This is a genomic window from Mycobacterium pseudokansasii (genome assembly GCF_900566075.1).
In the GTDB taxonomy this organism is placed as follows: domain Bacteria; phylum Actinomycetota; class Actinomycetes; order Mycobacteriales; family Mycobacteriaceae; genus Mycobacterium; species Mycobacterium pseudokansasii.
In genome coordinates, this window is sequence record NZ_UPHU01000001.1 from 4,282,866 (window position 1) to 4,299,275 (window position 16,410).

A 16,410-nucleotide genomic window follows, 5' to 3' on the forward strand; every position below is an offset into this window, starting at 1 on the left:
TGGCGTCAGCGCAGTACCAGAGCGGGATGGCCGCGCCGCCGGTACACAGACCCGAAGCGGGCGTCGAGTCGCAACCAGGTCGGCAGAACCCGGACCCGGATCATCTCGTCGGCGTCCATCGCCTCCGCGGGCTGCGGCAGGAAACCCATTGCGGTCAAAGCGAACACACAGCGCATCGGTAGCCCAACGACGACGTCGCCGGAACTGACCTGGATGACCTCCTGATCCAGCAGCGAGGCCGGAGGACCCTGAGAACTGCCGTATTCCTTGGCCAGCCGTGCGCCGGTCGCCGCCAGATCCAGCATCGCCCGGGCCGGCACGTCGTCGAGGTGGACGAACCCGGACTCCGGGGGCAGCACCCCCCGCCACGCCGAGTCCATCCCGTAGCCCGGGTCGACATAGCCCGACGAGTCCATCGCCGCCAGTCCGCGCGCCAATCCGGCTGCGCCCACCGAAAAATCGTCGGGCCGCACCCGGCCGGCCACCACCCGGCTGGCCAGCACGTCGAAACCCGTTGCCACCCAAGCCGTCAGCAATCCAGCCGATCGTGCCCGGATACGAATGATCGCCGCATCGTCGAGCCGCATCGCACGTTCGACGAACGCGGCCAGATCCGCGCGGTGAGTCGGGCCAGTCAGCCACAGGCCGCGCTCGGCTCCGCCCCCCGCTCCCTCCGCTAACGCTCCCCCTATTCGCGAAGCCACCGTTGCAGATACTCCCGATGATGTGGGGACAGGCGGACCAACCGCTGTTCCTCGATATGGAACGCGGCTAGCTGTGACTCGGCAAGGACGGCCGGCTTGGAGTCCGGTTCCGCGTTGACCGACCGTACTTCGTAACCCAGGGTGAAGTCGACCGCGCGCAGCCGCTTCACCCAAATCGTCACCTGCAGCGGCGAATCGGAAAGCCGCAGTTGACCTTTGTAGCTGACCCGGACGTCGGCGATGAGCAGGCCGGTGGTGGTGATGTCGGCCGCGAAGGCGTCTTTGAGAAACGGTACGCGCGCCTCTTCCAGGATGGTGACCATGGTGGCGTGGTTGACGTGCTGGTACACGTCGATGTCGGACCAGCGCACCGGCACCGGCGCGACGAAACCGACACTCATGCGGACGCCCCGCGCCCGCTGGTGCGTGTCATCCGGCGGATTTGGCGCGCCGCCACCGACAGCGTCGCGAGGTCTTTCGCGCCGCATTCCCGAATTTCGTTGAGCGTGCGGCGAGCCCGCTCCACCCGGGATGCGCTGATGTGCTCCCACTCGGCGATCTTCTGATCCCCGCTTTCGTCGGGTTCGCCGACAGCCAGCACGTCGAAACACAACGCCCGCAGCGAGGCGTAGATGTCGTCGCGAATGGCCAACCGCGCCAACGCTTGCCAGCGATCGTTGCGGGGAAGCTCGGAGACCGCGGTCAGCAGTCCGTCGGTGCCCAACCGGTCCATCAGGGCGAAGTAGGTGTCGGCGACTTCAGCCGTGTCGATCTCGATGATGTCGGCGATGTCGATGATGTCGAGCAAGCTGTAGCGGTACAGGCCCACGGCGACCCGGTAGGCCAAGTCGTGGGGTGCGCCTTGTGCGGTGAACTCAGCCGCTTCCTTCTCGACGATGGCTTTGTCGTCGCCGCGCAACCACTCCGACATGCGCGGCGTCATGGCCTTGACCTTCGCGGCGAAGCGGTTGATCTCAGCGCCAACGGCCAGTGGCTGCGGACGATAGTTGAGCAGCCAGCGTCCGGCCCGGTCGATGAGCCGACGGGTGTCAAGCGTCAGCCGGTCCGACAGTGCGACCGGCAAATTCGCCGCGCGGATGCGCCGCCAGAGATGGTTCACCCCGTAGATGGCGTCGATGGCGACGTAGGTGCGCACCGAGTCGATCGGGGTTACGCCGACATCCTCGGCGAGCCGGAAGGCGTAGCTGATACCGGCGTTGTCCACCAGGTCGTTGATCAGCATCGTGGTGACGATCTCGCGACGCAGCTGGTGCGAGCGGATCTCCGGGGTGAACCGTTCCCGTAACGGCCGCGGAAAATAATCGGGCAATCGAGATGCGAACACGTCCTGATCGGGCAGCTCGGTGGTCAGCACCTCCTCCTTGAGCGCCAGCTTGACGTGGGCCATCAACGTCGCCAACTCGGGCGAGGTGAGCCCGATGCCCGCCTCGGCCCGCCGCGCAATCTCTTTCTCCGACGGCAGCGCCTCCAATTCCCGGTTGAGTCCCCGTTCGGCCACCAAGTGCCTGATCTGGTCGGCGTGCACCGGCAACAGGCCGGCCGCGTTGGCGCGGCTGGTACCCATCAGGTCGTTCTGGTCCTCGTTGTCGGTGAGCACCAACCGAGCCACCTCGTCAGTCATCGACTCCAGCAGCTGTTTGCGTTCGTCGGCTTTGACCTTGCCCGCGGTGACCAGCGAATCGATCAGGATCTTGATGTTGACCTCATGGTCGGAGCAATCCACGCCGGCAGAGTTGTCCATCGCGTCGGTGTTGATCCGGCCGCCCGACAGATCGAATTCGACGCGGCCCAGCGCCGTGACCCCGAGGTTCCCGCCTTCGCCGATCACCTTGGCCCGCACTTGGTTGGCATTGACCCGCACCGGGTCGTTGGCCCGATCGCCGACATCGGAGTCCGATTCCGACTCGGCCTTGATGTAGGTGCCGATGCCGCCGTTGAAGAGCAGACCGACCGGCGCCTGCAGAATCGCGCGGATCAGGTTGGGCGGGGACATCTCGGTGACGTCAGTGTCGATACCCAGCGCGGCGCGGACCTGTGGGCTGACCGGAATGGCCTTCTGCTCGCGGCTGTAGACGCCGCCGCCCTCGCTGATCAGCGACCCGTCGTAGTCGTCCCAACTTGATCGGGGCAGCTCGAACATCCGCCGCCGTTCCTCCCAGGAGGCGGCGGCGTCCGGGTCCGGGTCGAGGAAGATGTGCCGGTGGTCGAAGGCGGCGACCAGCCTGATGTGCTTGCTGAGCAGCATGCCGTTGCCGAACACGTCGCCGCTCATGTCGCCGACGCCGACGACGGTGAAGTCCTCGGTCTGCGTGTCGACCCCGATTTCCCGGAAGTGTCGTTTGACGGCCTCCCAGGCACCCCTGGCGGTGATGCCCATGGCCTTGTGGTCGTAGCCCACCGATCCGCCGGAAGCGAACGCGTCACCCAACCAGAACCCGTACGACTTGGCAACGTCGTTGGCGATGTCGGAGAACGTGGCGGTGCCTTTGTCGGCTGCCACCACCAGGTAAGCGTCGTCGCCGTCGCGACGCACCACCTCCGGCGGTGGACTGACTTTTCCGGTCGCGTGGTCGACGTTGTCGGTGACGTCGAGCAATCCGGAAATGAACAGCTGGTAGCACGCCACACCCTCGGTGCGAGTGGCATCGCGGTCGGCGGTCGCGTCGCCGGTGGGCAGCGGCGGCCGCTTGACGACGAATCCGCCCTTGGCGCCGACCGGCACGATGACGGCGTTCTTCACCGCCTGCGCCTTGACCAGGCCCAGGATCTCGGTGCGGAAGTCGTCGCGGCGATCCGACCAGCGCAGGCCGCCGCGCGCGACCGGACCGAACCTCAGGTGCACGCCTTCCACCCGCGGTGAGTAGACGAAAATTTCGAACTTGGGGCGCGGCAGCGGCAGCTCGTCGACCAACTGCGCGTCCAGCTTGACCGCCAGCACATTGCGGCTCCGGGCCGAACTCTCGCGTGTCACAAAGTAATTGGTCCGCAATGTGGCCTGAACCAGCGAGGCGAAGGCACGCAGGATGCGGTCGGTGTCCAGACCCACCACCGCGTCGATGTCGGCGGCGACAGCGGCCGCGGCCGCTTGCGCGTCGCGCCTTGAGCCGGCCGGTCTGGGGTCGAACATCGCCTCGAACAGAGTCACCAGCGAGCGTGCGGTCGAGGCATGCTCGTTGAGCACCGATTCGATATAGGATTGACTATAGGGGAAGCTGGCTTGCCGTAGATACTTGGCATAGGCGCGCAGCACGACAACTTGCTGCCAGGTCAGCCCCGCGCGCATCACGAGTTCGTTGAACCGGTCGATTTCGATCCTGCCCTGCCAGATGGCGGTGACGGCATCGGCGAACCGCTGTGCGGCCGCGTCCCGCTCCTGGGTCGTCGTCGCCCTCGGGATGGTGCGATGCGGCGAGATCTTGAACTGATAGATCCACACCGGCAGCCTGTCGGGACGGGTGACGGTGAACGGCCGCTCTTCGAGCACTTCGACACCCATGCTCTGCAGCATCGGCAGTAGTTCGCTGAGCGAGGCGGTGGATCCGCCCAGGAACCAGGTCAGCTGCGCGAGGCCCTGTTCGTCGCGGTCAGAGAACACCAGCTTGACCGAGTCGTCGGTCAGCTCGTTGATGATGGCGATGTGGCTGATGGCATCGGTGGGGCTGACCGCCTGCTTGTAGGCCTCGGAGAAGGCAGCCGCATAATGCTCGGCGTCGTTGTGCCCGACAGAGCCGTCCGCCGCCGCGCCGATCAGCCGGTCGGCCCAGGTTCGCGCGGCCTCGCTCAGCAACGCCTGGATCCGGAGCCGGTTGGCCTCGGAAACATCCACCGAGCCGGGCGGGGAGGCAGCGTCGTCCTTTTCGGGCAACCGGACCATGAAATGCATCAGCGCCCAAGGTGATTCACTGACGCGAGCGGTGAATTCCAGTCGCGTCCCGCCGAACTCGCGGACCAGGATGTCCTCGATCTGCAAGCGCACGGCCGTGGTGTAGCGATCGCGTGGCACATAGACCAGGCACGAGACGAAGAACTGCAGCCGATCCACCCGCAGGAACAACAAAGCGCGTCGCTGGGATCCAAGGTCCACCACGGCTTTGGCCATCTCCAACAGCCGCTCGGCGCTCAGGGTGAAAAGCTCGGGGCGTGGGACGGTTTGGATGACATCGAGCAACAGCTGACCCGGGTGGCTGGGGTCGCTGTCGGCCAACTCCAGAGCCTCCCGAACCCGACGCGCAATCGCCGGGATTTCCAGGACGTCGGCGTTCATGGCGGCGACCGTGAACAGCCCGACGAAGCGATGCTCGGTTACGCTGCCGTCGCCGACGTACTCGCGCACCGCGATGGCATAGGGGTAAGCCCCGTAACGCAGGTAGCTGCCGACACGGGCCTGGGCCAAGACAAGCAACTTGTTTTCGTCGGTCAGCCGGGGCCGGATGCCTGCCCGCGCCCGTAGCACGCCAAGGCCGCTGGACCCGTCGCCGATGACCATACCCTCGTCGACCCGGCAGGGCTGGTAACCCAGCAGCAGAAAGTTGCCATTGCCCAGCCAGCGCAGCAACGCCGCGACCTCCTGACGGTCAGGCGCTGCATAGTGGCCTTCGGGATCAGTGTCGACTGCCGCGGCCAATTCACTCAGGGTGGCGATCATCGCCGCCGCATCCGTCGCGACCCGCTGGACGTCGGCGAGGACCCTCGGTAACAGCCGTTCGACTTCGGTCAGGGCGTTGCGGTCCACCGAGGGTGCGAGCTGAACGAAAATCCAGGCCTCGCCGGTGTACGGTGACGCGCCGGCCGGTTTCGGTTCGATGCGCAACAGCTCACCGGTGGGGCTGCGGCGCACATCGAACACCGGCGTCATGATGGCGGTGTAGCCCACCCCGAGCCGGTGTAGCAGCACCGTCACCGAATCCATCAGCATGCTGCCGTGCTCGGCGACCACCTGCAGCGCCGGCCCAAACCCCTCCGGATCGTCCGCGTGATACACCGCGACACAACTGTCGCCGGCCGCGCGGTGCAGACCGAGCCGATAGTGCGCACCCAGCATGCGCGGCGTCAGCAGCGAGTCGGGGCTCTGTGACCCGTCGTCCGATTGGCCCCGATAGCTATCCAGATAGGCCTGCGAGATCCAGTCAGGGACGTCAGCGGGCCGGGTGAACGTCGTCCATGCCCCGACATGCTGCTTAACTTCGGGATCGCTCGTCATACCGACTGCTCCCAACTCACCACCTGATACCGCGCGCTGTTCAATTGGCCCCACTCCTCAACGGCCGCACCGGCCGCACCGGCCGCATCGTCGTGGGCTGTGCCCCACTTGCCCCACTCCTCAACGGCCGCACCGGCCGCATCGGCCGCATCCTCGTGGGGCTGTGCCCCACTTGCCCCACTCCTCAACGGCCGCACCGGCCGCATCGTCGTGGGGCTGTGCCCCACTTGCCCCACTCCTCAACGGCCGCACCGGCCGCATCGTCGTGGGGCTGTGCCCCACTTGCCCCACTCCTCAACGGCCGCACCGGCCGCATCGTCGTGGGGCTGTGCCCCACTTGCCCCACTCCTCAACGGCCGCACCGGCCGCATCGTCGTGGGGCCGGCAGACCTGACACTAGTCCCGCGTCAGCCTCCGGTGGGTAACCCGGTGTGGACGCGCGGCTTCGATCCCGAGCCGTTCCACTTTGTTTTCCTCGTAGGCGCCGAAATTACCCTCGAACCAGAACCACTTGGCCTCGTTGTCGGCATCACCTTCCCACGCGAGGATGTGGGTACAGGTGCGGTCAAGGAACCAGCGATCGTGGGAGATCACCACAGCACAGCCGGGAAAGTTCACCAGGGCGTTCTCCAATGAGCTCAGGGTCTCGACGTCCAGGTCATTGGTCGGTTCATCGAGCAAGATCAGGTTGCCGCCCTGCTTGAGCGTCAGCGCAAGGTTGAGCCGGTTGCGTTCGCCACCGGAAAGCACCCCGGCCGGCTTCTGCTGATCTGGACCCTTGAACCCGAATGCCGACACATAAGCTCGCGACGGTATCTCGTTTTGACCGACCTCGATGTAATCCAGGCCGTCGGACACGACCTCCCACACGGTCTTCTTCGGATCGATGCCGGCCCGCGCCTGGTCGACGTAGCTCAGCTTGACGGTGTCGCCGATCTTGACAGTGCCACTGTCCGGTTCTTCGAGCCCGACGATGGTCTTGAACAGTGTGGTCTTCCCAACTCCGTTGGGCCCGATGACGCCGACGATGCCGTTGCGCGGCAAAGTGAAGGACAGGTCCTTGATCAGCGTGCGTCCGCCATAGCCCTTATCGAGATGATCGACCTCGACGACCACATTGCCCAGTCGCGGTCCCACCGGGATCTGAATCTCTTCGAAGTCAAGCTTGCGGGTTTTCTCCGCCTCCGCGGCCATCTCCTCGTAGCGCTGCAGGCGCGCCTTGCTCTTGGCCTGGCGCGCCTTGGCGCCGGAGCGAACCCAGGCCAGCTCGTCTTGCAGACGCTTTTGCAGCTTGGCGTCCTTGCGGCCCTGCACCGCGATCCGCTCGGCCTTCTTCTCGAGGTAGGTCGAGTAGTTGCCTTCGTAGGGGTAGGCGCGGCCCCGATCCAGTTCCAGGATCCATTGGGCCACGTTGTCCAGGAAGTAGCGGTCATGGGTGACGGCCAAAATAGCGCCGGGATAGACGGCGAGATGCTGTTCGAGCCACTGCACACTTTCTGCGTCCAGGTGGTTGGTGGGCTCGTCGAGCAGCAACAAGTCAGGCTTTGACAGCAATAGCTTGCACAATGCGACGCGGCGACGTTCACCTCCGGACAAGTTGGTCACCGGTTCGTCGGGTGGCGGGCAGCGCAGGGCGTCCATCGCCTGCTCCAATTGCGAATCCAGGTCCCACGCGTCGGCGTGGTCCAATACCTCCTGGAGTTTGCCCATCTCCTCCATCAACTCGTCGGAGTAGTCGGTGGCCATCAATTCGGCGACCTCGTTGAATCGGTCGAGCTTGACCTTGATGTCCCCCAGGCCCTCTTCAACGTTGCCCCGAACCGTCTTTTCGTCATTCAGCGGCGGCTCCTGTTGCAGGATGCCGACGGTGGCCCCGGTAGCCAGGAAAGCGTCACCATTGTTCGGCTTGTCCAGACCGGCCATGATCCGCAAGACGCTCGACTTACCGGCCCCGTTCGGGCCGACCACACCAATCTTGGCGCCGGGGTAGAAACTCAACGTGACGTCGTCGAGGATCACCTTGTCGCCGTGCGCCTTGCGGACCTTTTTCATCGTGTAGATGAACTCAGCCATGCCGCGGTATTGCCTTTCTGGTCTTGCCGGGTTATCCGGGGTATCCCGCCGACCATCCTAGGCACCGCCTACCGGCATCAAGCCGACAGCGGTAGCGCGGTGTGGTCGGCGGCGGCGTTCTGGGCGGCAGCCGCGTCCGGGACGCAGTCAACCCGGGCCGCGAGGTAGTCGTCGTTCGCGACGGTCCCGGACTGCCCTGTCGTTCCGGCTGCCGGAGCGTTCTCGAAGCTCGGGCCAGTGTAGCTGGGCTTCTCGATCCGCACGAAGACCCGCGAGAGGTCCGGCCCGACCGACGTCGCCCGCATCTCCAACGAGGACCGGCGATTGCCGTCGCGGTCCTCGTATTCGCTGGTGTACACGTGGCCCACCACGATCACCGGCGCACCCTTGCCCAGCGCCGCGCCTACGCCGCTGACCAGCCTGCCCCAGCAGTTGACGGTGATGAACAGCGAGTTGCCCGGCTCCCAACCGCCGTCGGGGGTGCGTCGGCGTGAATTACTGGCTACCCGGAACTTGACGACCTCTTGGTCTCCGACCTTCCGGCGCTGCAGGTCGTTGACGATGTGACCGACGACGGTCAGCTGCGTTTCAAACATGTGACTCCACATTCCTTTCCCATTCGTGCGAGGTAGTGCTCGTGCTGATGCCCATTGAGCCCCGGGTCACCGACAACTCAGCAACAACACGGCGCCGGCGAGAGCCCCGGCGAGGTAGGCCTGTGGAAAAGGGCAGGACTGGGGATAACTGGGATAGCAGCCCCGCTATCGCCGTGACCCGAGTGCCATCAGTTACACCGCTCGGCGCCGGCTGCGGAGTCGATTGTGCCTGACGATCAGCGACAATTCCGTTGTGCGCCTTCACTTGTCACTGGTAGCCAAGCCGGACAAACTAATGGGACAGCCGCGACTGCCGCGACATGGGGCTGCGCCCCCGGATTCAGTGCCGGGCCCGGCGTCACCGCCCTACCGTGCGGTGCTCGACGATTTCTCTTCGGCGTGTCCCCGACGTGCTTGGAACTCGCGGGCGATGAACTTGTTGCGCGCGACCTTCTCGACGTAGTCGAAGTCGCGCAGAATGTCTCGCAGTTCGCGCCGGAAGGCGATCCGGCGTTCCAGCAGGTCCGGAGCCGGCGCGATCAGGTTCTGATCGACGGCAACCTGGCGCGCAGTGGCGAACAGCAGCGTCGACACCGGCTCGCTGCTGCGCACCCGTGACTGGGCCACGTACTGACGGCCGACTCCGAGCGCCAACTCCGTCAGTTCCTTCTGCCCGATATCAGGAGGAGCGTCGCGCAACACGTCGGCGACAATCTCGTACGCCTCGAAGAACACCCGCAGCATCGCGTCTGACATCAATGGCCGCTTGGCATAAAGGATCGCGTCGATCCCGTCGGCGCCGGCGGCGACTTGGCTCTCCCAATCTTGGTGCCAGGCCATCTCTTCGGCGATGTTGGCACGAAACGCTGCCGAATCGGCGAAGTAGAAGTCAAATTTCAGCAGATCGCGCAACCGCATCGCCTGGTCCCAGAAAGCGGCCATGCGGTCACCGTCGGTGTGCCGGGCATGGGCGAGCGCCAGTTCGACGATCGAGGTCTCCAAGAAGGCATGGATCACCGAGTTCCGATAGAACGCCGCCGCGAGTTCATCGTCGGGCGCTATGTACCACACCGGCTCCCGGCCGCCGTCCACCCGAGTGACCGGGTGTCCGTTGGATAATGCGTCGACCGCTGCGCGCACTCCTTCGCGCGAACGCAGCCGCAGCGCACTCGTCGACATCGGGGTCTGCTTGCGCTCCAGGTAGTCAAGTGAATCCTGCAAGGTGTGGTGCAGCTGATCGAGCGTCAGCGCGGTCCCGCGGGTAGTTAGCAGCAACGCGGACACCAATCCGGTCGCGGTCACCGGCGTCGACTGCAAGATCCGCCACGCCACCTCAAACGTCATCTTCTGCAGCGCAAGCCGTTTCGCGGCCGGATCATGAGCTAGCGGACCGTTCGGTTCGCCGAGATACTGTCGCATCGAAACCGCTTCGGGGAAACGGACATAGATCTTGCCGTAGTTGCGCTCCCCCTGCGCCTTGATAAACCGGTAGAGCCAGCTGAAACCCTCAGGCGTCTTCTCCGCACCGCGCGCGTAGGCGGCGTATTCTGCGATCTCGTGCAACTGGTCGAAGCAGATCGACACCCCTTGCAGCAAAATGTCTTCGCTGCGACCGTCAAGGTAGGCGTCGGCCACGTAGCTCATCAGCCCCAGCTTGGGCGGCAACATCTTTCCGGTGCGAGACCGCGTACCTTCGATAGACCAACTCAGATTGAAGCGCTTCTCGACGACGTAGCCGACGTACTCCCTGAGCACATACTTGTACAGCGGATCGTCGCCGATATTGCGCCGGATGAAGATCATCCCCGAACGACGCATCAGGGGACCCATCATGCCGAATGATAGGTTGATGCCGCCGAACATGTGCACCGGCGGTAACCTGTTGTCCTGCATGGCCACCGGTATCACCGCGCCGTCGATATAAGACCGGTGGGAGAACAGCAAGACCGCTGGGTGCGATTCCAGCGCGGACCGCATGGCCGCGACCTGGTATTCGTCGTAGTCGAATTCGGGATCGAAACCGCGGCTGATCAGCTTGCCCAGGACGGAAATCAAGTCTACCGACACCTGGCTCCAACCGGTGGCCAGTTCATCGAGAATTCTCCCGGCCTCTTCGACGGTGGCACCGGGTATTTGCTTCAGCCCGGCACGAAACCGCATTGACGCCAACATTTCTGGCTTCACCAGCCGCGGAGACTTGTATTGCGGTCCGAGGATCCGGTATTCGGCGCGTGCTAACGCCAGGATTGCCCTTCGGGTGACGAACTGGGCGAAATCGCGCTTGTTGTCGCCGACGGTGGTGTCGCGCCACTGCTGGCGCAACTCGGAGACCGTGGCGGCCTCCCCGGCCACCACCCTGGCCCGCCGCGGGTCCGAGCGCAGGATGCGCCGCTGCTGACGTGCGTTGGGATGGTAGGGATCCCGGCCCGGAAGCAGCCCCGCCACCTTGGCCGCTCTGCTGCGATCGGGTGGCGGCAGCCAGAACACCCGCACCGGCACAATCGATCGGTTCTCGAGACATTCGGAGTCAGCTTCGGGCCCGCACCCGAGCTGCTCGGCAAGTGCGGTCATCGCGGCTGGTGGAGCATTGCGGGGCGGCAGCCTCAGAACGTCGAATTTAGCCTCGGGATGACGGCTGCGCTGCTCATCCAGCCAACGCATGATCAGCTGCATCTCGACCGGCGACTCCATCGAAGCCAGCACCAGCGTGTCTTCAGCAGTGAGGACTGCGCTGGTGTCGGCGACCGGTTTGGTCACGGCAGTCCTTGGGGCCCAGAGCTCGATGATGCAGGGGCATCGGCTTGGTCAGTGCCCGGCTGTTGAACCTCATCATCGGTGACGGCGACTTTTGACTCGCGGCGGGGGTTAGCTTTGATCGATGTGGTCTTCGCGGCCTTCTTGGCAGCGCTCTTGACCGGAGGCTTCTTGGCTGGTTGCTTCTTCGCCGCGCTTCTGGCCGGGACCTTCTTGGCCGGTTGCTTCTTCGCGGCCTGTGCTTTCTTCGCCGCTTTTTGCTCTGCGGACAAGTCGACTTCGGGCAGCTTGTCGACCGGCCAGTTCTTCAGGGTGTCCAGATAAAGCTGGCGCACCTCGGCAATGCGGTCCGGGAGTGTGTCGAGAGACCAGTCGTCGACTGGGATCGGCGGAAAGACCGCGACGTCGACCGTGCCGGGATTGATCGTCGTGGAGTTTCGCGAGGCGACGATCTCCGCATTGCGAATCACAATGGGCACGATGGGGATCCCCGCCGCCATCGCGATCCGGAAGGGCCCCTTCTTGAAGGGCCCTACTTCGGTGGTGTCCAACCGGGTGCCCTCGGGCGCGATCACGATCGACAACCCGTTTCTGGCGCGATCCTCGACGGTGTGCAGCGTCTCCACCGCGGCCGCCGAGTCGTCGCGATCGATGAATACACCGTCCAGCAGCTTGCCAAGGGTGCCCATGATCGGGTCGTTCTGCAGTTCCTTCTTGCCCACGGCAACCCAGTTGTCGCGCACCAGCGCTCCGGCGATAACCGGGTCAACTTGGTTGCGGTGGTTGAAGATAAAGACCGCTGGACGCTGCGCGGTCAAGTTTTCCTTTCCGATCACATTCAGGTGTACGCCACTGGTGGCGAGCAACAACTGAGAAAAGTTGGAGGTGAAGAAGTTCACCCCACGCCGTCGGCTACCGGTCAGCACACCGAGGCCTACCGCCCCGGCCGCGACCGGGAACATCGTGCTGAAACCGGCGAGTGTTCGCAGCTGCCGCCGCAGACCAACACCGCCGCGGCTGTTGAACTTCAGAATCGGCCAGCCGCGGCGTTTGGCGACGGCGGCCATCTTGCCTTCGGGATTGGTCGGCCGCGGATTGCCGACCAAGTACATCAGGGCGACGTCCTCGTCCCCGTCGGCGTAGAAGTAGCTGTCCTTGAGGTCGATGCCGTGCTCGGCCGCAAAACGTTGCACCGCTGCGGCTTTGCCGGGCCCCCACAAGATCGGCCGCACCACATCGCCGGTGAGCAATCCGTCTTCATTGACCTCGAACTTGTTGGTGAGCATGTTGCTGATGCCCAGGAAGCGGGCCACCGGTTCGACCTGGATGGTCAGCGCCGACGAGCTCAGGACCACGGTATGCCCACGTGCCATATGGGCCCGAACGAGCTCACGCATTTCCGGATAGACCCGGGGCTCTATCCGCTGATGAAACAGCCGCTCGCCGATCTCCTCCAAATCACTCAACAGCCGTCCCCTCAGCGCCGAAGACGCCTTGATGATGAGATCCTCGAACTCGATGCGTCCCAGCGTATGGTTCAGACCGGCCTGGACCATGCTGAGCAGCTCACCGACACCCATATCGCGGCGCCGCAGCCGTTCTTGGGTGAGGATGACCGCGGTAAAGCCCGCGACCAACGTCCCGTCGAGATCGAAAAACGCGCCGACCTTCGGCCCCGGAGCACTGGCCATGATCTCGGCCACCGATCCTGGTAGCCGCAAGTCGCCGCCAGGCTTGCCGGTCTCGCGCTGTTCGCCTTGCTGTTGCGGCGTGCTCATGAGCCCGACACCGAACGAGACGCCGTACCGGCGTGGGCGGTGAAGGACGCCGGGATCGCCCGCGGTGCCGGCTCACCGGCCAGCGCCAAGATCTCGTCGAAACCCTCGAGCAGGCACTGGGCAAACAACTCGTCGTTTCGCACGGATGCCCGGTCGTAGCGCGCGGTGATGGTGCACCACCCGCCCCGCGATATCAGGACCACCATCATGGCCACACCCGGTAGCGGGCCGATGCCGTACTGCCGCAGTATCTTTGCACCGGCGACGAAGGTGTCGCCGGGGTAGACCGGGACATTGCTGGCCTGCACGTCCGAGCCCACCACCGAGCCGGTAATCCCTTCGAGGACGGCTGTGGGCAAGATGCTCAACACCGGTGCTATGGAACCGACGATGTTCATCGCGGGCTCGTCGCGGCGCTGCGTCATCTGGGCACGGATCTTCTTCATCCGGGTCACCGGATCGACGGTGCCGAGAGGCGCCGCCAAGTTGACTCCCGTGAATTGATTGCCGCCGGCCGCGGCGCCTTCGGCCCGCAAGTTCACCGGCACCGCCATCGGCAAGGTGCTGATCGGCAGGCCGTGGGCCTCGTGGTAACGCCGCAGAGCGCCGCACAGACCCGCGAGGTAGGCGTCGTTGATCGACCCGCCACCTGCCTTGGCGGCCCGGTGCAGTTCGGAGAGCCGGATGTCGATCGCCTCGGTGCGGGTGGTCAGGCTACGTCGCCGCAGCAGCGGCGAGGGCTCGGCGGCGCGGTTCAAGACCCGAACGCCCGACATCGCGTAGCCCACGATTCCTGACACCGTGGAGACGGGATCCAGAACCGCTCGCCCGGCCACCGACACCGCCCCGGACAGTGCGCCCAAAAGGCCGCCGACAATGGCCATGGGCAAATGGTTGATGCCCTCGCGCATCAAGTCATTGGGCGACAAATCCTGCGGAATGGGTTGCGGTGGCGTCGGCCTCGGTGGCGGTTCGCGCTCCAAGTCATAGATTTCAGCGAACATCTCGACACCACCGACACCGTCGGTGACGGCGTGGCTGACATGGAGAAGCATCGCGGCCCTGCCATCGGCCAGGCCCTCGACCAGTGTGGCTGTCCACAGTGGCCGCGAGATGTCCAGCGGCGACTGCAGAATCACCTCGGCGAGATCGAATACTTGGCGCAGCGTGCCGGGTTCGGCGACACGCACCCGGCGCACATGGAAGTCGAGGTTGAAGTCGGGATCGACCACCCAACGCGGCGATGCGGTAGGCAGCGTCGGAACCACGACCTTTTGCCGCAACCGCAACACGCGTCGGGAGGCGTTTTCGAAGCGGGTCCGGAAACGGTCCCAGTCAGGCGTGGTGTCGAGTAGTTCCAGCGCCATGATCCCCGAACGGGTCCGCGGATTGGCCTCCCCGCGATGCAACAAATAGTCGACCGGTCCCAGCTCGTCGGACAATGCGGCGGTCTCGACCGGCTCAGCCATGGTCACGACCCCCCCAGTACGGGATAACTCGACGCGCCAACCCTGTCACCGCCATCAAGCCTCCTGCGTCAGACCGTCAACCGAAATGCAGACACAACGCTAGTCCGGTTGCAGCGGCGGTGAAAGTGAGGATCCACACCTTGGCTCGCGTGTCCAGAGACCTGCGCGACGCGACCTCGGGAGGCCCGCGAGTTCGGCCTGCGCCCGGTGAGTTCAGCTGGCCGGAGTCGCCTGCAGGGCCAACGTACTCAGCAACGAGCTGGCCCGCCGACCGTACACAACCCCGAGGAAATCAGCGACGGCCTTGGCCGCCAGCCGGGATCGGACCGTCGGGGTGATGTCGAAAGCGTGGTGGGCATTGGCGAGCTCGGCGTAGGCCACCGTGGTAGCACCCGCCCCGCGCAATGCCGCACAGAAGGCCCGCGCTTGCGCGCACGGCGCCAGTGGATCTTTATCGCCGTGCAGCACAAAGAATGGCGGCGCGTCCCGGTGCACATAGGAAATCGGTGAAGCCGAGGTGAATCGCTCCGGGTCTTGGGCATATCGGGTCTTCATCACGAAATGCTCGAGGAACGGCAGCATCATCTCGTGCATGTTGTCGAAGTCGGTGAAGTCGTACACCCCGTAATACGGTGCGACCGCCTGAACTGTCGTGTCGGCGTGTTCGAACCCGGGCTGAAACCTCGGATCGTTGGGAGTGAGCGCCGCCAAGGAAGCCAGGTGCGCGCCGGCTGACCCGCCGGTGAGGGCGATGAAGTCGGAGTCGCCTCCGTAGTCACCGATGTTCTCACGGACCCAGGCGATGGCCCTCTTGACGTCAATGACGTGTGCGGGGAAGCTGCAGCGCGGGCTTTTGCTGTAGTTGATCGACACGCAGATCCAGCCCAATTCCACCATCCGGCTCATCAACGTGTACGCCTGCGGACGTTTGCCGTTGACCGTCCACGCACCCCCGGGAACCTGGATCAGCACCGGCGCACGGCGCCCCGGCGCCAGATCAGGACGCCGCCAGATGTCGAGCAGATGCGCCCGACCACCAGGACCGTAGGAAATGTCGGAGGTCTGGGCCGCGTAGCGGCGGCGAGGCCCCGACGGCAGCAGGCTGCCTCGCCTGGTGAACGCGGAAGGATCCCCGCTCGGGTGCGACACCAGGTCACGGAAGTCCGGACCAAAAGACTCCTCCAGAGCCGCGGTGAGCGCCAGGTCTGCTCGCTGCGCCGCCCAGGCGGTGCCGAATCGGCCGATCGCCGGGGGCGACACCCGAGACAGCGCATGTCCGGTCAATACGTGAAGGGGAAACTCTGTGGACACCCAACCCGCGACCCAGCCGAGCGCGAACGGCGAACCCCGAAGCAGCACGGCACCGGACCGAATGGTGTCTTTGGCGTCTGCCGCGAACTGCGCTCCCTGCCGCAGCGCCTCGGCACCAGCACGTGAGCACCGCGAAGTCACACTGGCCATGCACATAACAAAGCCCACCCCTCGACGTCGGGCACACGCGTCGTTGCGGTTAACGGCCGCTTACCGGCCGGTGTTGTACGTGTGTCGAGGCTCACACCATAACCGATTTTCGGCGCAGCGGAAGACTTTTCAGACCCGTCGTGTCGCCGGCACTGATCTTGAATCCCGGTTTGGATAGACTGACCTGCGCATTGCCTCCGTAGCTCAGGTGGATAGAGCAAGGGCCTTCTAATCCCTAGGTCGCACGTTCGAGTCGTGCCGGGGGCACCGGCTGTGACCGTTGTTGTTTTTGTGTCAGGCGTGACGTGAGTTGGTGGTCGGCTCGACCCCATCGTGCACCTCCGTTGTCTTTCG

10 protein-coding genes and 1 tRNA gene are annotated in these 16,410 nt (G+C 64.8%); 1 reads left to right on the forward strand and 10 read right to left on the reverse strand.

Going from position 1 to position 16,410, the window contains the following annotated elements; genetic code table 11:
* Positions 1-5: 5 nt before the first annotated feature.
* The 10 genes from EET10_RS19275 to lipQ form a co-directional block, all read right to left on the reverse strand.
* A complete protein-coding gene (locus EET10_RS19275; protein ID WP_063467068.1) occupies positions 6-692 on the reverse strand; it encodes a DUF8010 domain-containing protein in 687 nt (228 codons plus the stop codon).
* Positions 689-1,105 (reverse strand): acyl-CoA thioesterase, encoded by a 417-nt coding sequence (locus EET10_RS19280; RefSeq protein WP_036400097.1) that lies wholly within the window; start codon positions 1,103-1,105, stop codon positions 689-691. The genes EET10_RS19275 and EET10_RS19280 overlap by 4 nt, the downstream gene beginning before the upstream one ends.
* On the reverse strand, positions 1,102-5,925 hold the full coding sequence (locus EET10_RS19285; protein ID WP_036400101.1) for an NAD-glutamate dehydrogenase: 4,824 nt from the start codon (positions 5,923-5,925) through the stop codon (positions 1,102-1,104). Before EET10_RS19285 ends, EET10_RS19280 begins: the two co-directional genes overlap by 4 nt.
* Positions 5,922-6,122 (reverse strand): hypothetical protein, encoded by a 201-nt coding sequence (locus EET10_RS19290; protein ID WP_136624750.1) that lies wholly within the window; start codon positions 6,120-6,122, stop codon positions 5,922-5,924. The genes EET10_RS19285 and EET10_RS19290 overlap by 4 nt, the downstream gene beginning before the upstream one ends.
* Positions 6,123-6,321: 199 nt before the next feature.
* A complete protein-coding gene (gene ettA, locus EET10_RS19295; RefSeq protein ID WP_036400103.1) occupies positions 6,322-7,998 on the reverse strand; it encodes an energy-dependent translational throttle protein EttA in 1,677 nt (558 codons plus the stop codon).
* Between the two features lie 77 nt (positions 7,999-8,075).
* On the reverse strand, positions 8,076-8,594 hold the full coding sequence (locus EET10_RS19300) for a single-stranded DNA-binding protein (RefSeq protein ID WP_036400678.1): 519 nt from the start codon (positions 8,592-8,594) through the stop codon (positions 8,076-8,078).
* A gap of 366 nt (positions 8,595-8,960) precedes the next feature.
* Entirely contained in the window at positions 8,961-11,351 is a 2,391-nt protein-coding gene (locus EET10_RS19305) for a glycerol-3-phosphate 1-O-acyltransferase (RefSeq protein ID WP_036400106.1), read from the reverse strand.
* Positions 11,348-13,126 carry an HAD-IB family hydrolase/lysophospholipid acyltransferase family protein gene (locus EET10_RS19310; protein WP_063467055.1) on the reverse strand — a complete coding sequence of 593 codons (1,779 nt, stop codon included), beginning with the start codon at positions 13,124-13,126 and terminating at the stop codon, positions 11,348-11,350. The genes EET10_RS19305 and EET10_RS19310 overlap by 4 nt, the downstream gene beginning before the upstream one ends.
* A complete protein-coding gene (locus EET10_RS19315; RefSeq protein ID WP_036400681.1) occupies positions 13,123-14,595 on the reverse strand; it encodes a WS/DGAT/MGAT family O-acyltransferase in 1,473 nt (490 codons plus the stop codon). The genes EET10_RS19310 and EET10_RS19315 overlap by 4 nt, the downstream gene beginning before the upstream one ends.
* A gap of 213 nt (positions 14,596-14,808) precedes the next feature.
* The gene (lipQ, locus tag EET10_RS19320) at positions 14,809-16,062 is read right to left on the reverse strand and encodes an esterase LipQ (RefSeq protein WP_036400111.1); all 1,254 of its coding nucleotides are present in this window, start codon (positions 16,060-16,062) and stop codon (positions 14,809-14,811) included.
* A gap of 187 nt (positions 16,063-16,249) precedes the next feature.
* Here lipQ and EET10_RS19325 point away from each other — a divergent pair.
* Positions 16,250-16,323: transfer RNA gene (locus EET10_RS19325), tRNA-Arg, on the forward strand.
* Positions 16,324-16,410 lie beyond the last annotated feature (87 nt).